Annotated in this window: 18 protein-coding genes; 12 read left to right on the forward strand and 6 right to left on the reverse strand. The window is 44.7% G+C overall.

Going from position 1 to position 25,146, the window contains the following annotated elements; all coding sequences use genetic code 11:
- The first annotated feature begins 109 nt into the window (after positions 1-109).
- From A6K76_RS12685 to A6K76_RS12715, 6 genes are all read left to right on the forward strand, one after another.
- Positions 110-1,468: a glycosyltransferase family 2 protein gene (locus A6K76_RS12685; RefSeq protein ID WP_066465666.1), complete on the forward strand. Its 1,359-nt coding sequence runs from the start codon at positions 110-112 to the stop codon at positions 1,466-1,468.
- A 4-nt stretch (positions 1,469-1,472) separates the two neighbouring features.
- Positions 1,473-4,649, forward strand: a complete 3,177-nt coding sequence (locus A6K76_RS12690) for a glycoside hydrolase family 113 protein (protein ID WP_066465669.1) — start codon at positions 1,473-1,475, stop codon at positions 4,647-4,649.
- A 14-nt stretch (positions 4,650-4,663) separates the two neighbouring features.
- Positions 4,664-5,713, forward strand: a complete 1,050-nt coding sequence (locus A6K76_RS12695) for an Atu2307/SP_0267 family LLM class monooxygenase (protein WP_066465671.1) — start codon at positions 4,664-4,666, stop codon at positions 5,711-5,713.
- Positions 5,714-5,861: 148 nt separating this feature from the next.
- Positions 5,862-6,524, forward strand: coding sequence for a hypothetical protein (locus A6K76_RS12700; RefSeq protein WP_066465673.1), 663 nt, complete (start codon positions 5,862-5,864; stop codon positions 6,522-6,524).
- Between the two features lie 412 nt (positions 6,525-6,936).
- A complete protein-coding gene (locus tag A6K76_RS12710; RefSeq protein ID WP_066465680.1) occupies positions 6,937-8,634 on the forward strand; it encodes a methyl-accepting chemotaxis protein in 1,698 nt (565 codons plus the stop codon).
- 220 nt (positions 8,635-8,854) lie between these two features.
- The gene (locus tag A6K76_RS12715; RefSeq protein ID WP_066465682.1) at positions 8,855-10,549 is read left to right on the forward strand and encodes a methyl-accepting chemotaxis protein; all 1,695 of its coding nucleotides are present in this window, start codon (positions 8,855-8,857) and stop codon (positions 10,547-10,549) included.
- A gap of 58 nt (positions 10,550-10,607) precedes the next feature.
- Here the strand turns inward: A6K76_RS12715 and A6K76_RS12720 are convergent, their stop codons facing one another.
- Complete coding sequence (locus tag A6K76_RS12720; RefSeq protein ID WP_066465684.1) at positions 10,608-12,134, reverse strand: sensor domain-containing diguanylate cyclase; 1,527 nt, start codon at positions 12,132-12,134, stop codon at positions 10,608-10,610.
- Positions 12,135-12,753: 619 nt separating this feature from the next.
- Here A6K76_RS12720 and A6K76_RS12725 point away from each other — a divergent pair.
- The 4 genes from A6K76_RS12725 to A6K76_RS12735 are packed head-to-tail and all read left to right on the forward strand — an operon-like array spanning position 12,754 to position 14,552.
- Positions 12,754-13,299, forward strand: coding sequence for a GNAT family N-acetyltransferase (locus tag A6K76_RS12725; RefSeq protein WP_066465685.1), 546 nt, complete (start codon positions 12,754-12,756; stop codon positions 13,297-13,299).
- Positions 13,300-13,884, forward strand: coding sequence for a hypothetical protein (locus tag A6K76_RS12730; protein WP_066465687.1), 585 nt, complete (start codon positions 13,300-13,302; stop codon positions 13,882-13,884).
- A 14-nt stretch (positions 13,885-13,898) separates the two neighbouring features.
- Positions 13,899-14,057: a hypothetical protein gene (locus tag A6K76_RS16825; RefSeq protein ID WP_169818024.1), complete on the forward strand. Its 159-nt coding sequence runs from the start codon at positions 13,899-13,901 to the stop codon at positions 14,055-14,057.
- A 12-nt stretch (positions 14,058-14,069) separates the two neighbouring features.
- Positions 14,070-14,552 (forward strand): hypothetical protein, encoded by a 483-nt coding sequence (locus tag A6K76_RS12735; protein ID WP_066465690.1) that lies wholly within the window; start codon positions 14,070-14,072, stop codon positions 14,550-14,552.
- 54 nt (positions 14,553-14,606) lie between these two features.
- On the opposite strand, the gene A6K76_RS12740 is transcribed toward A6K76_RS12735, so the two are convergent.
- Positions 14,607-16,295 carry an FtsB/FtsL family cell division protein gene (locus A6K76_RS12740; RefSeq protein WP_139108695.1) on the reverse strand — a complete coding sequence of 563 codons (1,689 nt, stop codon included), beginning with the start codon at positions 16,293-16,295 and terminating at the stop codon, positions 14,607-14,609.
- 87 nt (positions 16,296-16,382) lie between these two features.
- On the reverse strand, positions 16,383-17,786 hold the full coding sequence (locus A6K76_RS16925; RefSeq protein ID WP_066465695.1) for a methyl-accepting chemotaxis protein: 1,404 nt from the start codon (positions 17,784-17,786) through the stop codon (positions 16,383-16,385).
- 488 nt (positions 17,787-18,274) lie between these two features.
- On the opposite strand from A6K76_RS16925, the gene A6K76_RS12750 reads away from it, so the two are divergent.
- Together A6K76_RS12750 and A6K76_RS12755 are read left to right on the forward strand one after the other, a co-directional pair.
- A complete protein-coding gene (locus tag A6K76_RS12750; protein ID WP_066465697.1) occupies positions 18,275-19,585 on the forward strand; it encodes a VWA domain-containing protein in 1,311 nt (436 codons plus the stop codon).
- A 128-nt stretch (positions 19,586-19,713) separates the two neighbouring features.
- Positions 19,714-20,652: a tyrosine recombinase XerC gene (locus tag A6K76_RS12755; RefSeq protein ID WP_066465699.1), complete on the forward strand. Its 939-nt coding sequence runs from the start codon at positions 19,714-19,716 to the stop codon at positions 20,650-20,652.
- Positions 20,653-20,704: 52 nt separating this feature from the next.
- Here the strand turns inward: A6K76_RS12755 and A6K76_RS12760 are convergent, their stop codons facing one another.
- The 3 genes from A6K76_RS12760 to A6K76_RS12770 all read right to left on the reverse strand — a co-directional run bounded on the left by A6K76_RS12760 (position 20,705) and on the right by A6K76_RS12770 (position 24,911).
- The gene (locus A6K76_RS12760) at positions 20,705-21,802 is read right to left on the reverse strand and encodes an S-layer homology domain-containing protein (protein WP_066465701.1); all 1,098 of its coding nucleotides are present in this window, start codon (positions 21,800-21,802) and stop codon (positions 20,705-20,707) included.
- A gap of 186 nt (positions 21,803-21,988) precedes the next feature.
- The gene (locus A6K76_RS12765; RefSeq protein WP_066465703.1) at positions 21,989-23,116 is read right to left on the reverse strand and encodes an S-layer homology domain-containing protein; all 1,128 of its coding nucleotides are present in this window, start codon (positions 23,114-23,116) and stop codon (positions 21,989-21,991) included.
- 196 nt (positions 23,117-23,312) lie between these two features.
- Positions 23,313-24,911: a gamma-glutamyltransferase family protein gene (locus A6K76_RS12770; RefSeq protein WP_066465705.1), complete on the reverse strand. Its 1,599-nt coding sequence runs from the start codon at positions 24,909-24,911 to the stop codon at positions 23,313-23,315.
- Between the last annotated feature and the right edge of the window lie 235 nt (positions 24,912-25,146).

The raw sequence follows: 25,146 nt of genomic DNA on the forward strand, positions 1-25,146 counted from the left end.
AATGGATGTTTACTACCTCTGTTTAAGTGTCTTTATTTTTCTTCTCAGGTTGAAAAATAAGTAAATTTAATATTCGGTTAAGATTTATGCGACGCTAGTGTTATTTTATATGTTCATAGTAATTGGCTCTTACATGCTCATGCTTTTATTTGCGACAAGTCGTCTGAAAAAGGAGCAAGAGCTAGATAAAACCGATTATGAAAAGGTGCATATGAATGCGCTCTATTCAAAGCCGATTTCCATTATTGTACCTGCCTTTAACGAGGAGCTTGGCATTGTCGATAGCGTGCATTCGCTGCTCAACTTAAATTATCCGCAGCTTGAAATTATTATCGTCAATGACGGCTCATCGGACAATACGTTAGCGCGTGCGATTGAAGCGTTTAAAATGCGCCCAGTCGATCGCATCGTGCGCAAAGAAATTCCGGCAAAAGAAATTATTCAACTATACGAGTCAACGATTTACCCGCACTGCATTTTAGTGGATAAGGAAAACGGCGGAAAGGCAGATGCGTTAAACGTCGGCATTAACGTGGCGACGTATCCGTATTTTTGCTCGCTTGATGGCGATTCGATTTTGCATGAAAATTCGCTCGTACGCATTATGAAGCCGATTATGGAGTCAGACGGCGAAGTCATTGCGGTCGGGGGCAACGTACGCATCGCAAACGGCTCGAGCATGGAACTTGGCTCGCTAACGAACGAGCGCTTATCGACGAACTATATTGTGCTTATGCAAGTGATTGAATATTTACGCGCATTTTTAATGGGGCGCATTGCGTTTAGCCGCTTCAATCTCGTGCTCATTATTTCCGGGGCATTTAGCGTGTTTTCAAAAAAGCATGTCGTAGCAGTCGGCGGTTATGCAGTAAAGACGATCGGTGAAGATATGGAGCTCGTCGTCAAGCTGCACCGCTATTTGAAGGAGCAGCAATCAAACGAGCGCATCGCCTTCGTTGCCGATCCAGTTTGTTACACGGAAGCACCAGAATCGCTATCGGTACTGCGTAGACAGCGACGTCGCTGGCATCAAGGATTGCTTGAGAGCTTATGGAATCACCGCGGCATGACGTTTAACCCGAAATACGGCGGCATCGGTCTCGTCGCATTTCCGTATTTTTGGCTCATTGAATGTTTAGGGCCGATCATTGAACTGGGCGGCTACATTTACGTGATTTGCGCGTTTTTCATGGGGCAAATTTATTATGAAATTGCGCTGCTGTTGTTGCTGCTATTTGTCATTTACGGCTCGGTATTTTCAGCGGTGGCGGTCGTCTTTGATGCGTGGACGTTAGAGCGTTACCCACGCATGCCTGATTTGCTGCGCATCGTCGTACTCGCGCTAACAGAAATTTTTTGGTACCGCCCGCTCACGCTCATTTGGCGCTTAGAAGGCTTCGTCCATTTCTTTTTAGGACGTAAAGAATGGGGCAATATGGAACGCCGCGGTATCGCAAAGGAAGAGTGAACAGATGAAACGAATTTATGTAGGGGTAGCGATTGTGTTGTTGTTGCTGATCGTGCCATTTACGCTATGGCATATGAAAGAGAAGCAACCACTAGCAATTGCGATTATTGATAAAAGTGTATCGACCGATTCGTACCGCGAGCATTTAGGGCTGCACTGGCTGCTGCAATATGAGCGCTACGAAAAAGACGGGCAACCGTATGCGTTAGCGGACGATTATTTCGGCGCGGTGCCGTCAGAGGACGGAAAAACAGTATCCGAGCATGTGCTGCCGACAGACTATAGCGCGTATGACGTCATTTATATGGCAGATACATACGGCGTGTTCGAGGACGACTTAGCGGAGCGAACGGGGGAACGCTCAGCGAAAGTGTACGGAGGCTTAGCGCTTCCTGAATGGCAAAGCATTGTCAAACGGTTAAGCAGCGAAGAAAAAAGCTTGCTCGTTGCAGAATACAACTCGTTCGCCTCGCCGACACAAGCCGATGTGCGCGCAGAAATGACTGAATTTATCGGTGTCAATTGGGACGGCTGGGTCGGGCGTTATTTTCATGAGCTTGATTTTCGAAAAAACGAGGAAATTCCACAGTGGGTTGTCGATGATTACGGCGACACATGGCAATACGAAGGGGGCGGCTTTATCCTTGTGAACGATTTGACCGAGGAGCTTGTCGTGCTGGCGCTACATGAGCACGTTGAGGAAGCGGGCATTCGCGTACAGTTTACCGAGCTTGGTACGGCGCAGTTCGACGTCGAAAATAGCGCAAACTATAATTATTGGTTTGACATCGTAGAAGCGTATCCGTCTGCGCAAGTATATGCGAATTATGAATGGAGCTTAACGAAAGACGGGGAAGCATTGCTGGAGCAGCACGACATTCCGCTCCAGTTTGCGGCCATTATCGGCAAGGATCGTCAATATGCGACGACGTACTATTTTGCCGGTGATTATAACGATACGCAAACGGTGCCGTCGTTTTACAAAATGCGCGGCACACCGACGTTATACCGTTACATGCAGCTATTTTCAGACGACGCATTTTATTGGACGACGTATGTGCCCGTCATGACCGAAATTTTAACGCAATTTCAGCAAAAGAATGTCGAGGAAGTAGCTATTCCAGATGAGCTGCATCACAATGCGCGCATAAATGGTGAAGCATTTGAAGTACAGCTAGACGACGGCTCGTGGCAAGCAATAACGATTAAAGGGGTAAACTTAGGTATGGGTAAACCTGGCTACTTCCCAGGAGAGGCGGCCATTACAGAAGAGGAGTATTATCGCTGGTTTGAACAAATTGCTCATATGAATGCTAATACTGTGCGAGTGTATACGTTGCAGCCAACTGGTTTTTACAACGCGCTGAAAGCATTTAACGCGCAAGCAGACGAGCCGCTTCGTATTTTCCACGGTGTTTGGATTAACGAGGAGCAGCTTGTTGAATCACTCGATGCGTTTTCTACTGAGCCGCTTGAAGGATTCCAAGAAGAAATGCGCACGATTGTTGATGTCATTCACGGCAATGCGTACGTGCCGACTCGCGTTGGGCATGCATCTGGTATGTACGATGCGGACGTTTCGGAATATATTGCAGGTTGGATTATCGGCATTGAATGGTTCCAAAATATGGTCGTCGGCACGAATGCGGCGCACGAGTCGATTGGGCAATATAGCGGCACGTATTTTGAAACGAAAGAAGCGAGCCCATTTGAACATTGGCTTGCGATGAATATGGATTATATGCTGAAATACGAGGCAGACAACTACCACTGGATTCGTCCGATGAGCTTTACGAACTGGGTAACGACCGATTTGCTCGATCATCCGTATGAACCAACACCGGAGACGGAAGATTTAGTAAGTGTCAATCCGAATCATATTTATACGAAAGGGGACGCGCAAACGACGGGGCAATTTGCATCGTATCACGTCTACCCGTACTACCCAGACTTTTTAAACTTCGATGAAACGTATTTGCAGTACGTCGACCATCGCGGCAATACAAATAGCTACGCCGGGTATTTACCCGACTTGCGACAAGCTCACGACATGCCGGTGCTCGTTGCCGAATTTGGCATTCCGTCATCGCGCGGCTCGACGCATCATAACGTGTACGGCTGGAATCAAGGCGGCGTGAGCGAGCAGCAGCAAGGCGAGTATTTAGTAAGCTTATTTGAAGATATGATTGCCGAAGATTATTTAGGTGGTTTAATTTTCACATGGCAAGATGAATGGTTTAAGCGCACGTGGAACACGATGGATTACGACAATCCAGAGCGCCGTCCGTATTGGTCGAATCAGCAAACGAGCGAGCAGCATTTCGGTTTGCTGGCGTTTGAGACGATGAAAATAAAAGTGGACGACGATATAAACGATTGGCAAGACGTTACCCCGCTGTACGCAACACCGGAAGCGAACGTAAGCGTGACGCATGACGAAGCGTATTTGTACGTGAAGCTACGAGGAGAAGCGTTGCAAAAAGGAGAGGCGCGCATACTCATCGATACGATTTCAAATCAAGGGAATACGACCGCCGCTTCATTGCCAAACGTTACGATGACAAACGAAGCGGAGTTTGTCATCGAGCTAAAGCAAAACGGACAATCGCGCGCAACGATCGATCCGTATTACGACTTTTACAATTATTTATATGCGGTGCAGCAAAACCCACCGCTCATCGCCAACAAAATGCCGAAGCCGTTAAAAAACAACGGGCAGTTCACAGCTATCGAGTTTGTACTAAATAAGCAGCTAACGATCCCGGCAACAGGCGACGTCATTCCGTATAGCGCGTACGAAACAGGGGCGATGACGAAAGGAAACGGCAACCCCGAAGCGGACGATTATAACTCGATGACCGATTATTCATGGCATGACGATACGATTGAAGTACGTATTCCGTGGCAAACGTTACAAGCGCGCGATCCGAGTCAGCGTGAGTTTATCGGCGACGTATACAAAGACGGTTACGACGCAAGTGAACATGTTGAGGAAATTTACATCGGTGCGGCCTTTTTAAACGAAGCGGGCGACGTTGTGGACACGTTCCCAGCGATGCAGCAGCAAACCATTCCAAGCTTTGCGCCGTACACGTGGGAAACGTGGAACATCCCAAAGAGCAGCGAGCGCTTAAAAAAATCATATACAATTGTACAGCAAGCATTTGCAACGTACGACTAAAGGAGACGAACGATATGGAATTAGGTATTACAACATTTGCGGAGACGACACCGCACGTTGGCACAAATGATAAAGCAACACATGCGGAGCGACTGCGTGAAATTGTCGCGGAAATTAAGCTTGCTGATGAAGTCGGACTGGACGTATACGGTGTTGGCGAGCACCACCGAGAAGATTACGCCGCTTCTGCTCCTGCGGTTGTACTTGCCGCAGCTGCAATGCAAACGACGCGCATTAAGCTAACGAGCGCGGTAACTGTTTTGTCGTCGGATGATCCGGTGCGCGTGTATCAGCAATTTGCGACGCTTGACGGATTGAGCAACGGACGCGCCGAAATTATGGCGGGTCGTGGCTCGTTCATTGAGTCATTTCCGTTATTTGGCTACAGCTTAGACGACTACGATGCGCTCTATGAAGAAAAGCTTCGATTGTTGCTCAACATTCGAGATAACGAAATTGTGCATTCGACCGGTACGCATCGACCGTCCATTCCAGGGCTCGGCATTTATCCGCGGCCTGTGCAGTCAAAAATTCCGATTTGGCTCGCTTCTGGTGGTACGCCGCAGTCTGCCATTCGTGCAGGGGAGCTCGGCTTACCGATTACGTTTGCGATTATCGGCGGCAGTCCGCTATACTTCGCGCGACTTGTGGAGCTGTATTTTCAAGCAGCCGCAAAAGCAGGGCACGATTTAAATACGCTGCACATCGCCTCGCATTCACATGGTTTTATTGCTGAAACGGAAGAAGAAGCGATCGAAAAGTTTTATGAGCCGCTTCGCCGGTCGATGAATGCGATCGGTGCAGAGCGCGGTTGGGGTGACTATACGAAAGAAACGTTTGACTTTGCACGCAGTATGGACGGTGCGCTGTACGTCGGTGATCCGAAAACGGTCGCGGAGAAAATCATTATATTGCGCAAAGAAGTTGGTGTGACACGCTTTATGATTCATATTCCAGTTGGCTCGATGCCACATAAAGACGTGTTAAAGGCGATTGAACTATTCGGTACAAAAGTAGCGCCAATCGTTCGAGAAGAGATTGAGCGCTGGGAAGCTTTACTGTAACTTGAGGACAATTGATGAACAAATAGTGAAAGACGTAAAGCTGTCACATTTACATGTATGCCTCTGTTTGAAAGCCATTCTCATGTAAGCTATAATATGAACTGAACTGTTAGACGTTATTATATTAGTAAAGAAGGTAGAGACTTACATGGCAAAGGGCAAACAAACAGAGAATGAATACATTCCAAAGCATGGTTCAAAGCCGCTGACACCAGCAAAAACGAAATTATTCGCAATTGGCATGGTGTTATCGGTTGTCATTATGAGCGCGACGATTTTCGTTCCAAAATGGAAAATGGATGATACGCGTGCAGCAGTGCAAGACAATTTACAAACGCAATACGGTGAAGAGTTCGAAATTACGTGGTCAACGCTAAACGATCACCCATTTTCAACGACATTTGAAGGAACAGTACAATCGGTAGACACAGGATATGTATATGAGTTTAAATCGGAGGAAACGGAAACAACGATCGATTATGACCGTGTGCAAAAGGAAATGGAAATCAACAAACAAGTAGAAGCAGTTATTGATGGCGGCATTTCACTCGTGAACTTCGAGGACGACAAAGCGATTGTACGTGTCTTACTTGAAACGACAGACGCACCAGCAGATGAAGCAGCGATTGCACAATTAGCCGCTTCATTAAAAGCACAGTATAGCTTATCGACGCTAGAAGTAAACATTTATGAAATTGTTGACCGTGCATTTGAAGCAGCAGAGCTACAAATGACGATTTTCCAACGCAGCTTAATCCCAATGGACTCATTCGATACGTATGAGCCAGTCGTAAAATCATATACATTTTAAATGGCTTAAAATACCATCTAGTATATACGCTAGATGGTATTTTTGCGGCTTCTATAGGATAAGCTGACATGATGTGGCTCTTCACCATAACTTGGGGGTTGCTTTTCACGTCGAGGCAGGCTTTCCGCGGGCGCGGCGGCGAACACGATATTGGTCATGAAGGCGACGACTCGTGTAGTGGCGCGTATCGCCTTCCTCAAGCCTCCTCGTCGTTCGTGCCTCACGACTGTGGGGTCTCGAGGCTCGTGCTCCTGCGGTTACTCGTCGCAAAAGAAACTTTCGCTTTTCCCGCTGGAGTCCGCCTCTTGTTTCAAGCAACTGTTATACGTCAACGCCAGCTTACGGTGATGAACCTAAATTATTCGAATAACTATGTCGAAAGAACAATTTAAGATTGGTGGAGAAAAATGAAATGACATTAAAGAACTATATGAAAATAGGCACGGCAGGAACGATTGTCTTAACGGTGTTCGTCGTCGCAGCACTGATTTTCGTAACAAATTCAATTCAAACATTGTATAAAACGCTAGAGGATCGAAGCGGCATTACTTATTTTGTAGGTGCAGGCGCAAATATTTCAAAAGATTTAACGTATGAGGCGCGATTATATGCGTATTCAGGAAATGAAGCGTACGTTGAAAATTACGAAGCGCTTGTAGTACAAGAAAACTTTGAGCAGTTGAAAACACAACTTGCAAACTACAACGTACCAGAGACGATTTTAGCGGCATTAAACGACATCGATGCAACGTCTCAAGTAGCAGGAAATATTGAACAGCAAGCATTTGCACTCGTGCAAGACGGCAAGCTACTAGAAGCGCAGCAACTGCTTGTGAGCGATGACTACGAGGCGGCCATTGCACAAATTACAGCGCTTTATGTAGCATTTAATAACGAGCTTGTCGCATGGTCAAATGAGCTTGCAAATAGCACGAATAAACAAGCGAACTTCTCCGCGTTTTTAATCGGCGGCTTATGTATTTTTTACGGCATCGGCATGATTACGATTTTCTTATTATTGTTACGTAAATTGAAGCCACTGGATGCGTTAACACAATCAGCACATCGCATCGCACACGGTGACTTAACCGAATCGATTCCAACCGCAACTGGAAAAGACGAAATCGGCGCGTTAACAAACGTATTTAGCCAAATGACGACGAACTTAAATCGCGTGTTAACGGCAGTAAATGAATCAAGCCAGCACGTCGCGGCATCATCAGAGCAATTACTTTCAAGCGCTGGACAATCTACGGTAGCTAGTCAGCAAGTGGCGCAAACGATCAATAAAATTTCAGCAGATGCAAACGTACAACAAATACAAATGAATGAAACGATTGCAGCATTACAGGAAGTGACAACAGGCATTCAGCACGTCGCAGCAGCCGCTGAGGACGTAACGAACGTGTCGACACATGCACAGCAAAATGCAGAAAGTGGCAAAGCACATATCGCCAAAACAGTTGAGCAAATGGATGATATTGATCACGCTGTACAGCAATCGTTACAGACGGTCGAACAGTTAACGCAGGAATCTGTACAAATTGAACAGTTTACGACAGCGATTACACAAATTGCGAATCAAACGAACTTGCTCGCGTTAAATGCAGCGATTGAAGCAGCACGAGCAGGGGAGTCAGGAAAAGGCTTTGCGGTCGTTGCCGATGAAGTTCGTAAATTGGCGGAGCAATCAAATGAATCAGCAGTGCAAATTGTTGGCTTGATCGATTCGCTTCAACAAGGTATCCAGACGATGACGCACAACATGCAGAAAGTTAGTACGAAGGTGCATGCAGGCGTAATCGGCGTCACAGAAACAGGCAAATCATTTGAAGAAATTTTACACACGACGTCAGAAGTATCCAATCAAATTATGAGTGTATCGGCGGTAGCAGAGCAAATGAGCGCATCGAGTCAACAAATGTTTGCGACATTTGAAACGTTACAGCAAACAGCCGAAGCGACGACAGCGAACACAGCAGCTTCAGTAAACGTTGTGGAGCAGCAAGCCGAAGCGATGCATCACATTACTCATAACGCTCAGCAGCTTGCAACGTTAGCAGAGGAATTAAACAAAGAAGTGCGACAATTTAGCATTCAAACGACGTAATTTACTTATGCAACGAAAACAAAAAGACTACTAAAAACCTATGATATTAATAGGTATATTAGTAGTCTTTTTGTTTATTTTTTTGAAAACGAATACATATAAAGATTTACATTTATTGAAAATGATATAGACTCAAACTACTGTTTTCATTTAAATCGTTTCAATTGTACTATAATGTGGTATTTATATAGTAGCACTATATTGAAATAGGAGGTTTTATATGACGTTACGTAATTACGTTAGGCTAGGCGCTGTTGGGACAATTGTTATAACCGTATTTGTTGTAGCAGCATTAATTTTCGTTACAAATTCAATTCAAACATTGTACAAAACGTTGGAGGATCGAAGCAGCATTACATACTACGTTAGTGAAGGGGCAGGTATTTCAGCGGATTTGACGTATGAGGCACGTCTATATGCTCATTCAGGGAATGATGAATTTTTAAGCAATTACGAGGCACTTGTCGCCATGAATTCTTTCGTGCAACTAAAAGAACAACTAACGAGCTACGATGTGCCAGAGGAAATTGTAGCTGAAATTAATACGATTAATGAAGAATCATTAGAAGCGGTTGATTTAGAAGAGCGTGCGATTGCGCTTGTGCAAAGCGGTAATTTACAGCAGGCACAGCAACTACTAATGAGCAGCGAATATGAAGCATCTATTAACGAAGTGACGAAACAATACGAAACGTTTAATCAAAATGTAGTTGCGTGGTCAGACGAACAGGCACTTTCGACGAATAAACAAGCAAACTTCTCAGCGTTTTTAATCGGTGGTTTATGTATTTTCTATAGCGTTGGAATTATCTTAATTTTCTGGCTGTTATTGCGTAAACTAAAGCCACTTGATGCATTAACGCAAGCAGCAGAGCGTATTGCAAACGGCGATTTAACAGAACAAATTCCATCTGCTACATCGAAGGATGAAATCGGTGTATTAACGAACGTCTTTAGTAAGATGACAGCGAGCTTGCTTCGTATTTTAACAGCTGTAAATCAATCGAGTCACAATGTCGCGGCATCATCGGAGGAGCTGCTTGGCAATGCGGAGCAATCTTCCGTATCAAGTCAGCAAGTAGCACAGACAATTAACGAGATTGCAACCGATGCACATGCGCAGCAAACACATATGGCGGAAACCATTTCTGCATTGCAAGAAGTAACAATAGGTATTCAACATGTTGCTTCAGCTGCTGAGGATGTAACGAGCGTATCGACGCATGCACAGCAAAATGCAGAAAATGGCAAGCTGCATATGGCTAAAACAGTCGAGCAAATGGATGAAATTGATGATGCGGTGCGACAATCGCTTCAAGTTGTGGAGCAATTAACGCTTGAATCGACTCAAATCGAGCAGTTCGTCACAGCGATTACGCAAATTGCCGATCAAACGAACTTACTTGCATTAAACGCGGCGATCGAAGCGGCACGAGCAGGTGAGGCAGGAAAAGGCTTTGCGGTCGTTGCCGATGAAGTTCGCAAGCTAGCAGAGCAATCGAATGAATCTGCAGTACAAATTGTCGGCTTAATTGCCTCACTTCAGCAAGGCATTCGCGCGATGACGAGCAATATGCAACAGGTGAGTGCGAAGGTGCAAGAAGGCGTAACAGTGGCGACTGAAACGGGTAAGTCGTTTGAGGAAATTTTACACACGACATCGGAAGTATCGAACCAAATTATCGGTGTATCTGCAGTAGCTGAGCAAATGAGCGCGTCGAGTCAACAAATGTTTGCGACGTTTGAGACATTGCAACAAGCTGCTGCAACGACGACAACTAATACGATGCAATCGACTACGCTAGTCGAGCAGCAAACGAACATGATGCATGACATTACACATAGCGCTCAGCAGCTTGCACTATTAGCCGAGGAACTAAATGGTGAAGTAAGCAAATTTAAAACGACATCTTGATAAAAAAGAGCCGTCCGACAAGTCATGTTCGGATAGCTCTTTTTTGTTTGTCGACATTTTATGAGCGTACTTGATTTCGCCCATGTTCCTTTGCGTTATATAATGCCGCATCTGCACGTTCAATAATGTCCTTGTAGCACGACGATGTATCGCTATGCGCAACACCTGCACTAATCGTCATCGCTTTTCCGGTCGGGCTCAACACTTGACTAATTTCCATACGAATTGTATCCGCGAGTAAAATCGCTTCTTCCAACGTCGCATCGGGCATTAAAATAATAAACTCTTCGCCGCCGTAACGTCCGCATAAATGATATGGCATCGTGTGTTGCTTGAAAAATTCCGCAAAATAAATGAGTACATCGTCGCCCATTTGATGTCCGTACGTATCGTTAACGAGCTTGAACTTATCAATATCCATTAACACGACAGCATACGGGGTTTGTTGTTCATCCCATTTTTCAAGTGTACGCGTAATGGCGCGACGGTTTAATAAATTCGTTAGCGCATCCGACGTCGCTTCTGTCTGCAATGTATGCACTTTGCTTTGCAGCGCTGTAAACGTCATGAGCAGCGTTTGCTTAAGCTGATTGGACTCGTGATACCAACCGTTCACGTCTCTAATTTTATCAATGCTTTGCTGTTCGGCATTTTGCTTCGTCAGCTCCGTCAATATATGGATAGGTTTTACGATTTTCGCAATAAAAAAAATCGAAAGCGCTACAGCGATGAGTAAAAATGGTAATGCAAGCGAAAAATTGTTCATGACCATTTTTTGAGCTGGCAAAACGGTTGAGAGAAAAGGTCTTTGTGACACGACGCCCCAATTTGCACCTTCAATGAAGCTATAGCCAGAGAGCATCGTAATGTTTTTAGAATTCACGACTTCCATTGAGCCACTATTTTGCGCCAACACCTCTTGAACGACGGCATTTTCCTTCACATTTTCATTAATACGATCTCGGTCTTTATGGTAAAGAATCGTTCCTTTTCCATCGACGACAAATACGTATGAATCATCCTGCGAAAAATGTGTCGCCATTAGCGTCGAAAAAATATTTTGCTCCTGCAAATAAATTGCGCCACTTATGTAGCCGAGGTAGTCACCTGCTGCGTTAAAAATCGGATGTGTCAGTGTAATGACTAAACGACCGGTTACAGCAGCGTATGGATCAGAAATGGTCGGCAACGGGTCATTTAATGCTTCTGTCGTTACGATTTTTTCACCGATCAAGCTTTGCAGCGGTGACGCCGAAACGAAAATACCGTCTTTATTAATGATTGATACGGAATTGAATGTAGAAGATTGAGCGAGCACGCGGGCTGTTTCTTTATGTAACGTAGGCGGTGAAAAATGAGTACCGATTACTTTTGCACTTTCGGCGAGCATTTTTTGAGCATCTTGAATCGATAGCTCAGCACTAGAAGCGAGCTTTCGTGCATACGATTCATGGCGCTCCAATGTATTTTCAATTAGCGTTCGCTTTTGCATCACATAGGAGCTGCTGACGCTAATAATCATCGTTGTAAGCAATAAAAATAAAATTAAACAAATAAGTACGTTTTTTAATGTCAATTTTCGCACGGTCGACCTCCTTCAAATTCAACACATGAAGTATGTACCAAAAACTATAATATACTATTCAGCTAGCCTATAGCAAAAAAAGTTCATTTTATACAAATAAATTAATGGACAAATCGTGGAGAAATTTACGACATCGATGTTGATTTTCATGAAAAAACATCGAAAATTAACTTATTAGTGAGTCGCAATACCTGCATTTATGAACGATAAACGAAAAGGCTTAAGCCGCATTGCAAAAATTTTTTAGGAAAGAGCGTTCGAACATCACTCATTTCAGTTCATGGTACAATAAAGCGATCACTCATTTTTTACAAGCATGTTGATACGCCTGTTAATTGGCAATGCGGCTCACTTTGTCTTTGCGATTACTCGACGCTTTGATGTCCGTTTTGCAGCTGAAACAATCGCTTCATCTCTATAAAAGTAGGTAATATATAGACGGTGAATATATTTTAGCGTTTTGTTCGTCGGCTCTCCACATCGAGGTAGGTTTTCCGTGGGCGTAGTGTGAGCCTTTCGTGTCACGCTGGAGTCCGCCTCTTGTTTCGAGCCTCGTTCGCATTCTACATTTCAATCACCTTGCATATAGCTAAATAAACTGAATAAAGGAAGGTTTTTTATGAACGTAAAGGAATATACACAACAATACGCCGCGCAAATTGCCCATTTATTAAATGAACATTTGCCATTTCAGCCTGAGGACGCGAACACTGTACATGAAGCAGGGGGTGTCCGCTTCGTCGCGCTTATTGACGAGCAAGTCGTCGGCTACATTGCAGGCTACAAAATTGAAACTTTTGACGACGATTTTCCGTATTTTAAAGAGGAGCTTGCACCGCTTCGAACACAATTAACAGCTGCACCGAGCATGTACGTCAGCCATTTCGTCGTTGATCCAACATTTCGTCGACGCGGCATCGGTAGTGCGCTCGTGGAAGCATTGATGACCGAAGCAGAAAAGCAAGTAGACACAATTGTCGTCGTTGGCTGGGTGCAAAGCGATACGAATGAGTGGGCAGCAGAGAAGCAGTTTATGCAGCACGGCTTTACGAAGCATACATACATTAAGCGTTATTTCGAGCCGTACGACGTATATTGCCCAAGCTGTAACGGCATGTGCTACTGCGACGCAAACATCGTCACAAAACAAAAAGGGGATTATTAAATGAAGAAATCAGTATTAAGCATCGCGCTCGCCGCTTGTTTATTAGCAGGCTGTAGCGACAGTGGTAGCAACGCAGAAGAAGCGGCTGTCGCATTTTTAGAGGACGTACAAGATGGCAACCTTATTCAAGCGGTGACCGCTGTAAAGGGTGGCAACATTCAAACATTGCTCGCTGCGTCTCAGCTTGATTTACCGATTACGGACGAACAGCGCGACATTTTACTCGACAGCATCGAGCGTGTTTTTACGTTTGAAAATGTGACGCTACTAGAAGATGACGGCACGATTGCGACAGTCGAGGCAGACGTAACGACAATTCATTTCTTGAAAGCCGCTTCGAGTAGCTTATCGTCAACGCCAGGGCTACTGCTAGACGTTGCACTTGGCAACACGACGACAGATGACGCGATTGCACAAGTCGTCGATGAAACGATTGCCCAGCTTGCAGTAGAAGAGCCACCGACGACGACGTTTAACGTGACGCTTACACTCGAAAACGACGGCGGTAGCTACGAAATCGTGCCGAATGATGAACTCGTTAAAGCGCTTTTTGGTAATATTGCATTAACCGAATTATTTAAGTAATAGGGGGGACTGCGATGCGATTTAAACGAAAGCGAAAGCCGATAAGTAAACGAGTAAAAGAGCATGCAAAGGACGGGGCGATTGAAACAGGCATTGAGTTAACAATCGAAGGGCTGTTTCATTTACTATTTGCGATACCGCGAGCGATTATGAGTATTTTTAAAAATAGTTAAAGGGTGAGGAAAATGACGATGACGCATGATTTTTATGTTGTGAATGAGGAGACAGCGGAGGCGCTTTTTCATATGTCGATTCATGATGCGGTAATCGATTATATCGATGAACAAATTGGCGTGTCACACAACTTGTTTTACAGTGTGCCGACGATTAATCCGTGTTATGCTAAATTATCGATTGCGAATGCGTTGCCGAATCAAATCGGATTTTCGTATACGGGGCTCACAATCGTGAATGCGCATTGTGTAGACGGTATGGAACGTATGATACAGCAATGGCTAGAAGTAATAAATGCATTGCGTCATACGCGCTATTACTACCATTTAGCGAGTGTACCGCAAGATGAGCTACATCAGTTGACAAGTAAGGAGCTAGAGGTGCTTAAAGAATGTTATTTTGACAAAGCGGTCATTTGTCAGCAACTCACCGCTTGTTTGGAGCATTTACCAATGTTAAAAGAACATTATATATTGCGACATGAAGGCATTTAAGTAAAAAAAGTGTACGAAGACGGTAGTATGCCGATTTCGTACACTTTTTAATTGTTACAGTTCACCTGCAACATACGCTTGCTGCAAACGCTGTAAATCATACGCCCAAATGGCAATCATCGGCGCGAACGCTTCATCGTCTACGCGCAGCTGGATGTAGTAACGTAAGCTTTCGACGGTGCGCGCTAAACCGATTTCTTCAATCGCATCGAGCAATGCCGCCCAGCGATCATCGTCCGTCGTTTTCTTCGTTTTGTAGTTGAAACGCACGAGCGAATATTCAGGAGAAAGCGGCTGCATCGATTGTGGATCATAATGCGTCGGCACGCTAAAATCAATCGTGCTTTGTACCGTATTCGTCGCGGTATAATACGACGTAAAGACACGCGAGCCAAACTGCTTTCTACTTACACCAATTTTATCTAAATACACATCGACCATTTGCACTTCACGATACGCCGCTTCGAACGACTCCGCAGAAGGGGATTGCTCGAACGCTCCGAAGCGACGAATCATTTTTTGTGCGCGCTCGGTCGCATCGTGCATGTAATAGTGCTGAATTTTCGCGTTCGCTAAGTAACGTTTTGCGAGCGTGCTGTAATAAATCGCAAGTAGGATCGGTACATCGAGCGCTTTATATGCGGCATTGGCAACGAGCTGCTTCATGACCGCATCGAGCAAGGAGCGGATGTACTCTTTCGCATCGTGCTCGTTGTATAAGCGAATGAGCATAAACACACCTTGTCCGTCATGCTCGATGAAGTAATCGTGCAGCTTCACTTCTTTTACTGCCGCTTCAAATGTACGATATGCCACGTCGTAATGCGTAAAAATGCGCTTCCAAATCGAACGTAAAAAGTCTTTCGTATACGCGTTTGTCTTTTTGTTTTCAGCGATGAGTTTCATAAATGTTGCCACGACCGTCGCACGATCAAACTTACCGTTCGTCGCCTGCGTAATGAATGAATCCCAGTCGTGCGATGGTGTTACGTTGCGAGCGGGCTTTTTCGGTGCATCGAGCAGCTGTGCGATGATGCCTGTTTGTGGCAATAGCGGAATGATTTGTCGAAGCGGCTCGATATGAGGTCGTACAACATCCAATTCTCCTTGCCAAAGTGCGGTGTATAGCCCGTCACTGCACGCGTCATTACGCTGTTTATATGCATACATCGCAACAAGCGCAAACGTAGAAAATGGCTGGTGCGCTTTGTTTGCTTGTTTGTAAAACACGTCGGTCATCATCGTGAAATACGGCTGCGCATGCTCGTTGTAATAAGTAAGCAGCGTTACGAGTACGTCATAGCTTTGCATAGAAGCGGTCGTAAACTGTGTATGCAAATGCGTCAGCTCGGGCGTTACGCGCGGCAACTTCGGCACAGATTGCGCAAAGCTCGTCCAAAGCGCTGCGATGACGTCAATGCTGTAATGCAAATGCTTTATATTCCATCGATACAGCTGTAAAAACGTATGAAGACGCAGCTCAGTCGGCTGATTCGTCGACGTAATGAGTGACAGTGCTTTTTCAGCTTGTTCGGCCGTTTGAATGACGATTTCTTTTTTGACAGCGACAGATTGCTGTTGCTGGCGCAGTACGTCATTTTGTGCGCGAAGCTTTTTCACCTCCGCTTGAAGCTGCTGGTTTTGTTGCTTCAGTGCAAGCAGCTGTGCATCTTTTTCAGCGAGCTGTTCTTCGATGTAGCTGCTCACCGTTAGCTGAATGTCTTTTAATAAAGAATCGTGCATGTTCGTCACACCTTTCGTTTCCTTAGTATAGCGGAATGTCGCATGAGACGTAAAGAAGCCCCACTCTGAATCGAATGGGGCGAATGATTATACAAGCTCTACAATGGTTGAAACGACGCGGTTCATCTCATCAACGGTCGCGTTTACTTCCTCGGCTAATGACGCTTGTCGGTTCGCGAGCTCGCTAATGCCGCCCATCGAATGTAAAATCGTTTCAATTTGTCGCTTCAGCTGCGATAAGCTTTTTTCAATGTCGTTCGTTGCCGCAGCACTGTTATTCGCAAGCTTTCGTACTTCATCGGCTACGACGCTAAATCCTTTGCCATATTCACCAGCACGCGCCGCTTCAATCGCTGCGTTTAAGCCGAGTAAATTCGTTTGATCTGCAATCGTATTAATTAAGTTTGAAATTTCTTGCGTGTTGTCCGCACTACGTTTCGCTTCGTTTGCGGCATCTGTAGATTCGTGCTGCGCATTGGCAAGTTGCTGTGCTTGCGTTGATAAATCACGAATGGTTGATACGAGCTCGTTCATCGATTGGCTAAAGTGCTCCGTGCGCTCCTTTACTTCGATTGCGCGCGTTTCCTTTTCCATCTCGATTGAAATGTCACCGATGACACCAGCTAACGTTTCAATATCACCTTGTGCATCGATGTTTTTTTGAATGCTGTTGCGAATCCAAATAGGCTTACCATTTTTTAATAAGCGCAAATTAAATAGTAAGTGTGTACGTTTTCGGTCGCCTAAAAAAGCATTAAACAATTGCAAGCTACTATCTAAGTCAGCTTCGTATACCGATTGTAAAAAGTCCTCAATCGTACCAGTAGATTCTGATACGCCTTTTCCTAAAAGTTGATTGTATTGTGGCGAAAACCAATATTCTAACGCAGGCAATGCTTTACCATCACGTTTAAATGTTACGTAATAAGCACCTTCTGACATTGCTTGTGTAATAAGAGCGTATTTTTTCGCTGATGAATCTTCGTATGGTGCGTAGTGAGCTTGCTTCTTCGTTATAATAATTGAGACGATTGTTTGAGCACCTGCGCGTGTTGCATTAAACGTTAACGTAAACGGCTGCTGTCCGATCGCGGTTTTAAATGTCGCATCGATTGTTTGGGTAGTAAGTGATTTGGCGCATTGTAAAATCGTTTGGAGTAATTGCGTATTCGTTGCTTTGTCGGCTACGTGTAAAAAATGTTCCGATTCTTTTTTGACGTGATCAATTAAATCATTTGCGGAGTGATGCCAAATGATTGATTGCAGACGTTCATTTTCGACGATTGCTTTAATCGTACCGAATTGCAGCGTACGTACGGCGTGCTCAAACGTATCCTCAAATGATGAAGCTGCTCCTTGTGTAATCGGTTTCAGTGCGCTTTTCAACCAATTTGGCGCGTCCGTTGTGCCATCGCCATTTTGAATTGCTTGAATATATTGTTCGATTGCAGTTTTAGTAAATACTTGCTCTTTATTTTTTTGGAAAAACATGCTAATGCACCTCATTAATAAATTATGTCTCATGATCGAATGAAACGTTTTTTCGTTTTAATATTCAGAAAAGATTATAACATATGCACCGTTATATTCATGTGCTTTTGAAAAAAATTAACAAAATGCACAATAAAAGATGCTGTTTCTGTCTTTAATGGACAATTTTTGGTTATAGCAATTTTTGTTATATGAATCGATCATTTGTGTATATTGCGTTATTATATTAAGTCGCCGCTCCATCAATATTTGTATATATTTATGTTATACATTCAGCGATATATAGCCCTAAAGATTTTAAAATATAATTAAATCCACTATTTTTTTAGTGAAATATACACGCACTGTACATAAAAAAATGATGTCACGACCGCGCTTGCAGCTAGGTGTACTTCCCATGTAGAGTTTTTCTGTTTTTTCGATGATTTGGCGTACTTAAATGCTGTTTTTACGTTATCATAAAAGAAACGATATAAGGGGGAGCGCATGTGAAATCATTAATTCGTGGGGAGAAAATCAAGTTAACCGATTATACGAACGAAACGAAGCTACGTGTGGAAGTGCAAATCGAATGTGCCTTTGAAATCGATGTAACGTGTTTTGGGTTGAATGCACAAAAACAGCTACAAAATGAGGCGTATATGGTGTTTTATAATCAAACGGCATCACCAGCACGTGAAATCGTTATGCTTACGACTGAAAATGGGCGCGGTGTATTTACAGTCGATGTAAAGCAACTACCGAGTGACATTCAATACGTCGTGTTCGCAGCGACAATTGATGGGGACGGGCAAATGGGACGCATTCAGCACGGCGCGATTCGCGTGTACGCAAATAATGAAGAAATCGCATTTTATTCGTTTACAGGCGCAGATTTCGAAAACGAAAAAGCAATCATTATTGCGGAGCTGTATTATAAATCGCTTTGGCGAATGGCGGCAGTTGGAGGTGGCTTTGATGGTGGATTGGCGGCGCTGTTGACGAGCTTCGGTGGCGAAGTAGCTGAAGAAATCGCACAACCAATTCCGAATGCACGCATTCAGCTGGAAAAACGGCTGGAAAAAGAGGCGCCAAAACTGCTCGATTTATCTAAAAAAGCGCTCATTACACTAGAGAAGGTTGGTTTGGCGGAGCATACCGCAAAAGTCGCGCTTTGCTTAGATATTTCAGGGTCGATGGCAAGCTTATATGCATCTGGAAAAATTCAAGCGTTAGCAGAACGTATTTTAGCGCTAAGCACACGATTTGACGACGACGGCTCGATCGATATGTTTTTGTTCGGTCAACACGCACATCATGTCGATGAACTGACGATTGGAAACTTTAACAATTTTGTAAAAGCGCTCATTCGTCAGTATCCGCTTGAAGGGGGCACGTATTATGCGAAGGCGATGACGATTATTCGCGAGCATTACTTCGGTCGCCGGAAAGCGGGGGAGATAGTGACTGAGCATACACCTGTTTATGTTATGTTCGTAACGGACGGGGATACGTTTGACCGCGAGAAGACGGTGAAGCATATGCAACAGTCGTCGTACGAACCGATCTTTTGGCAGTTCATGGCGATTGGTGAAACGAAACAGGGCGGAAAGAATGTAGGTTTCTTCAAAAACTTATTTGCGTCCGATTTCACATTTTTAGAAGAGCTAGACGATTTGGAAGGACGTTTCATTGATAATGCGGACTTTTTCGCGGTGAAAGACCCGACTGCGATTTCAGATGAGGGGCTGTATGATTTATTGATGAACGAGTATCCAAATTGGGTGAAGGAAGCAAAAACAAAAGGGTTATTACGCTAACGATGTAACACGCTGTTTGAGTTGTTCAAATGGCGTGTTTTTTTGATTGCGTTACAATAAGTTTCCCAAATTGTAATTTGGGAAACTTATTTATCCTGAAAATGGTATAATAAAGCCGAGGTGATTTTATGAACGCATACCCAAAGTTTATGAACGATTTTTTCATTTACTTAACGACGATTAAAGGGAAATCGAATCGCACACGAAAAGAATATGAATACGACATCGCGCTCTTTTTACGCTTTCATACCGCTACTGCAGAACATATGAAGCTCGAGCATATACACGATATCGACATTCGAAACTTCAACGTACAAACGTTAAGCGACGTCACGTTAGAAGATTTGTATTTATTTTTAGCGTACTGCGAAGAAACGCGTGGCAATTCAGCCGCTTCTCGTGCGCGTAAAGTGGCGACGTTGCGTTCGTTCTTTCATTATTTGTATACGAAACGAAAGCTCATCACGAATAATCCGACTGACGATTTAGAGGCGCCAAAGCTTCCGAAGCGCCGCCCAGTATATTTAAAAATTGACGAGGCAAAAACGCTGCTTCATGCGACGAAAGGCAATACACACGAGCAGCGCAATTTTTGTATGTTGACGTGGTTGCTGCATTTAGGGCTGCGCGTGACTGAGCTATGTGACTTAAACGTTTCAAGCTTACAAGGCGATCGACTGCGTATTATCGGCAAAGGCAATAAAGAGCGCATCGTCTTTTGTAGCGATGTTTGTTTACAAGCGCTCGCTGCATATAACGACGTCAAAGTGCCGTATAAAGGTGATGGGGAGGAGCCGCTATTTACGTCACAAAAAGGAACGCGCCTTACGCGACAAGGAGTATCAAAAATGTTGCGCGCGACGACTGAGCAAGCAGGTTTTGCAAAAGGCATTACGCCACATAAGCTGCGCCACACATCCGCAACATTGATGTATCAAGCTGGAGCAGACATTCGCAGCTTGCAGCACATTTTAGGGCATGCGAGTGTCGCGACGACGCAAATTTACACACATGTAGAGGACGATGCCATTCGTGACGTGCTTGCGAAAAATCCTCTGAACGAATAACTTTATTATGGAAAGTAAAAAGGAGCTCGCATGTCGCGAACTCCTTTTCGTCTTAATTCGTCGGATAGACCGACACGCTAAACTGCGTCACAACCGAATCGTCATGCAGTGGGGAAGCGGACGCACCGCCGTATGCAACGAAGCGGTAATATAAGCCGTTTATCGCTTGTGGCGTATAGCCATGATGTAACAGCTCGCCGTTTTCTTGTGTAAACGTTTCAGTCGTCCATGCATGTTGCCCGAGTGCTTGCTTTAATGTGCGAAGCTTCACTTGCAGCTGCATATCGTAGTCGTACATGTACGCGAGCACAACGCCTTGATCGCCGTCATAGCACAAGTTAAATGAAGCGGACGCAAAATACGAGCACGGGTACGGCATTTCGTAGCCTGCATAATAATGTGGTCGGTCAATCGTGTAACGCATCGCCGCAATAGGCATGCGCTGTTTGACGGCTGCTCGCATGAACGGGTGTTGCTGAAAGGCCTGTCCGAGCGTCGTGTTCGTACCGATGAATGGTTGTAACGTTTGCCCACGTCTTGCTTCAGCTATAGCGTAATGGTGCGCACGGAATAAAAACAGCGCCATTTCACCACGGCTAATCGTTTCGTTCGGCTGAAACGTCGTGTATGGCATAATGCCTGCTTCATACACTCGGCTTGCATAGTCATATCGTTCCGTGCCACGTGCAATGTCGGTAAAGTGAATAGACGTCGCCGCTTCTCGTAGCACGAACGTATTCGCAATCATTTTCGCAATATGTGCGCGTGTAATCGACGCATTGACGCGAAACGTATTGTCAGGGTAGCCGCGTACGATTGCATATTCGGTTAACGCTTGAACGGCAGTGAAATATTGGTGGTGAAGCGGCACATCGCGAAATTGAGCTTGTGCCGTTAATGGATATTCATGCGACATCGGCACGGCGTTCGTTAACGTCGCTAGCATGTTTGCCGCTTGTCCGCGTGTAACGAGGCGATATGGTTGAAACGTACCGTCTGGAAACCCTTGAATGACTTGCTCCTCATGTAAAAACTGAATGGCACGTCCCATTTCTGTATTATAATGAACATCGGGAAAGGTGGCATTTACCCATGTCGGTAGGAAATAGCACATAACAGCAGTAGCTATAGCAGCAATCCATCGCTTCATCGCAACCAGCTCCTTTTTTACTTATTTCCCGAATTGATCACGAATGAAAAGCGATGAATGAAAAATGAATCCATATACTTAGCACTTATTCATTATGCACGTTCATATGTAGTAATTATATTATGGAAAGTCAATGCAAAAAAACAAGCAAGCAATGAAACCGTCATCGCCTGCTTGTTGTTGAACTTATTTAATGTTGTAAATCGGACGCGTAGAAATTTGAAGCTGTACGATATTTGAGTTTGCGACAGTCGCATACGGTGCGCTATCACCAGCAGTTGCAGTGAACTGGTAGTATAGCCCGTCAATTGCTTTCGTCGTTTTCCCGTAATGCCATTGTACGTTGCCAAGCTGTGCGTTTTCATACGTAAACGCTGTATTGCCTAATTGGTTTTGCAGCGCACTCACTTTGTAATGATCTGCTGCATCGCCGTATAAGTATACCGATGTAATGCCAATTTGTCCATCAAGGAATCCTTGGCCGTAGCATAGCTTAAAGCCTTGCTCCATAAATTGTGAGCAGTTATCCTTCACTGTTGCTGGGCTAGAGAAATGTGGCTCGTCAAATGATTGACGCGCCGCCGCAATTTGCATTTTTTGACGAATGTCTGCGTCCATGAAATCGTGCTCGCTAAATGCTTTGCCGATTTCAGATGTTTCTGAAATGAATGGCTTTAACTTTTCAGCAGCTTTAATTGTTGTCGCTGTGTAGTTGTATGCGCGGAATAAAAATAGCGCGAATTCGCCACGTGTAATCGTTTTATCCGGAGAAAAACGTTCCTTTGATGTTTCACGCATAATGCGCGCTTGGAATACTGAGTTGACAGATTGGTAGCGATCTGATGTTCTCGGTACGTCGACGAAGCGTTGGCGTACTTCAAAGTGTGGTAATACGAATAAATTCGCAATCATTTTCGCTGTGTGCGCACGCGTAATTTGACGACCGTGCTTAAATGTTCCATCCTCGTAACCACCGATGACACCGTATTCGTATAATGCGTTAATATCTGCATAATATTGATGTGTTAAGCCAATATCTTTAAATGTTGGTTTTGTATTAGGGTTATAACGTGTAACGGATGTAGCATTCGTTAGCTGTGCCATCATTTTTGATGCTTGACCACGTGTTACAGGGTCGTTCGGACGGAAAGTGCCATCAGGAAAACCACTAATTACGTCTTCTTCTGATAAAAAGTCAATCGCACGTCCCAATTCTGTTTTATGGTTTACGTCGGGAAATTGCTCTGCCTTTGTATCAGCTGGAAGCGCAAGCAGCAATGCGGCAAATGCCATCGCTGATAAAAACTTCTTCATGCTAAAAACCTCCTTTAATTCTTACATAACAGTATACATGTATTTATTTCACGAAAGCGCTATGTTACAAAAAATAAGAATTTGTATACGTCACCATTATATAATTCTAACTATTTTGGACTAAACGTAACGCTTTAAAAATATATACATGACCTATCTAAACCTCATAAATAATAGTAAATACGCCCACTTACAATTAATATGCAGCGATTGCTCCATCTGTACGCGGTTCAGTTCCACCATATAGTACACCAGTAACAACATTTCGCCAAATAATTTGCCCACGTCCGAAGCTGCCACTATCGGCTAATATGTGTACATCATGCCCGCGTCGTTGTAATTGGCGTACGATGTCGATCGGAAAATGCGCCTCGACATGTACCGTTTTGTTTTGTATCCATTGCCATCGCGGTGCATCGAGTGCCGCCTGTGGATTCAAGTCGAAGTCAATCATATGGCGCAGCACTTGAAAATGTCCTTGTGGCTGCATGTACGCACCCATTACACCAAATGGGGCAATCGCTTCTCCATTTTTCGTTAAAAAGCCTGGAATGATCGTATGATACGTTCGCTTTTTCGGGCGGAGTACATTTGGATGCGATTCGTTCATCGAGAAATCATGCCCGCGATTTTGAAGCGCAATACCTGTATTTGGTACGACAATACCGGAGCCAAAGCCCATGTAATTACTTTGAATGAACGATACCATGTTACCATCACGATCCGCAGTAGCTAAATACACCGTACCACCTTTTGCGAATGCAGAAGGCGTAGGGATTGCCGCTTCGTCTGTAATCGTGTCAAAGCGCGTCTTCGCATTGTCTTTGCTTAATAGTTGCTCAGTCGTGACAAGCATTTGCGTGCGCTCGGTCACATTTGCGAGTGCATCGGCATACGCAAGCTTCATCGCTTCAATTTGTACGTGAACGTCGTGTGCATCTGTTGACGGCTCTTTATTTTCATAAATGTTCAATGCCATTTGCGCGACGATGCCTTGTCCGTTTGGGGGGATTTCCCATACATCGTAGCCGCGATAATTTGTGCGAATCGGCTCCACCCATTCCGGCTTGAAGCTTGCTAAATCGTCCTTCGTTAAAAAACCATCATGCGCACGTAAAAACGCATCGATTTCGTCTGCTAGCTCGCCACGGTAAAACGCCTCACCGTACGTTTCGCCAATTAAGCGTAACGTACGGGCGTGCCCAGGAGAGCGCCATACATCACCAACTTGCGGTGCACTACCGTTTACAGCAAACGTATCAAACCAACCTTGAAACTCAGGTGTTGTGCGCGTATTTTTGAAGCGATTGTACGCGCGCTGCCAATTATCTGTTAGCGTTGGAGATAACGGAAAGCCTTCTTCTGCATATGTAATCGCAGGCTGTAACACGTCAAGAAGCGGCAACTTGCCAAAACGATTGGATAGCGCCGCCCATGTAGCTGGCACACCTGGTACCGTAATTGGTACAACCCCTTCTGCTGGGATGCTCGTGAAGCCTCGTTGCTGTAGCGCATCAATCGACAGTGCAGCCGGGGCAGGTCCAGAGCCATTGATGCCATACATCTTTTTATTCATCCATACAATCGCAAACGCATCGCCACCAACGCCGTTTGATGTCGGTTCAGTTACTGTAAGTGCTGCCGCTGTTGCAATTGCCGCGTCGACTGCGTTGCCACCACGCTGTAAAATCGTTAAACCTGCTTGTGCTGCAAGTGGCTGTGATGTGGCAACCATGCCATTGCGTGCTACGGTAACATTGCGCTTACTTGCATACGGGTAATGTAAAAAATCCATGTACTTCACTCCTTTTCTTTTCTTTTCTCTCTATACGGTAATTATACAAAATACGTGCTCCATTTACTTCTTTTTCGACCGATGAAAAAAAGCGTGCAAGGGAATTCCCAAGCACACTTGAATTAAAGTGAAATTATTAGTCATCATCGTTGTCATCGTCACGGTCGTCATCATCGCGGTCATCGTCACGGTCGTCATCATCGCGGTCATCGTCACGGTCGTCATCATCGCGGTC

This window comes from Caryophanon latum (assembly GCF_001700325.1).
GTDB classification, from domain to species: Bacteria; Bacillota; Bacilli; order Bacillales_A; family Planococcaceae; genus Caryophanon; species Caryophanon latum.

Bases quoted from the DNA above. Each gene is read 5' to 3' on its own strand.
- A6K76_RS12685 (WP_066465666.1), top strand. From the start codon at position 110: ATGTTCATAGTAATTGGCTCTTACATGCTCATGCTTTTATTTGCGACA.
- A6K76_RS12690 (WP_066465669.1), top strand. From the start codon at position 1,473: ATGAAACGAATTTATGTAGGGGTAGCGATTGTGTTGTTGTTGCTGATC.
- A6K76_RS12695 (WP_066465671.1), top strand. From the start codon at position 4,664: ATGGAATTAGGTATTACAACATTTGCGGAGACGACACCGCACGTTGGC.
- A6K76_RS12700 (WP_066465673.1), top strand. From the start codon at position 5,862: ATGGCAAAGGGCAAACAAACAGAGAATGAATACATTCCAAAGCATGGT.
- A6K76_RS12710 (WP_066465680.1), top strand. From the start codon at position 6,937: ATGACATTAAAGAACTATATGAAAATAGGCACGGCAGGAACGATTGTC.
- A6K76_RS12715 (WP_066465682.1), top strand. From the start codon at position 8,855: ATGACGTTACGTAATTACGTTAGGCTAGGCGCTGTTGGGACAATTGTT.
- A6K76_RS12725 (WP_066465685.1), top strand. From the start codon at position 12,754: ATGAACGTAAAGGAATATACACAACAATACGCCGCGCAAATTGCCCAT.
- A6K76_RS12730 (WP_066465687.1), top strand. From the start codon at position 13,300: ATGAAGAAATCAGTATTAAGCATCGCGCTCGCCGCTTGTTTATTAGCA.
- A6K76_RS16825 (WP_169818024.1), top strand. From the start codon at position 13,899: ATGCGATTTAAACGAAAGCGAAAGCCGATAAGTAAACGAGTAAAAGAG.
- A6K76_RS12735 (WP_066465690.1), top strand. From the start codon at position 14,070: ATGACGATGACGCATGATTTTTATGTTGTGAATGAGGAGACAGCGGAG.
- A6K76_RS12740 (WP_139108695.1), bottom strand. From the start codon at position 16,295: ATGCACGATTCTTTATTAAAAGACATTCAGCTAACGGTGAGCAGCTAC.
- A6K76_RS16925 (WP_066465695.1), bottom strand. From the start codon at position 17,786: ATGTTTTTCCAAAAAAATAAAGAGCAAGTATTTACTAAAACTGCAATC.
- A6K76_RS12755 (WP_066465699.1), top strand. From the start codon at position 19,714: ATGAACGCATACCCAAAGTTTATGAACGATTTTTTCATTTACTTAACG.
- A6K76_RS12760 (WP_066465701.1), bottom strand. From the start codon at position 21,802: ATGAAGCGATGGATTGCTGCTATAGCTACTGCTGTTATGTGCTATTTC.
- A6K76_RS12765 (WP_066465703.1), bottom strand. From the start codon at position 23,116: ATGAAGAAGTTTTTATCAGCGATGGCATTTGCCGCATTGCTGCTTGCG.
- A6K76_RS12770 (WP_066465705.1), bottom strand. From the start codon at position 24,911: ATGGATTTTTTACATTACCCGTATGCAAGTAAGCGCAATGTTACCGTA.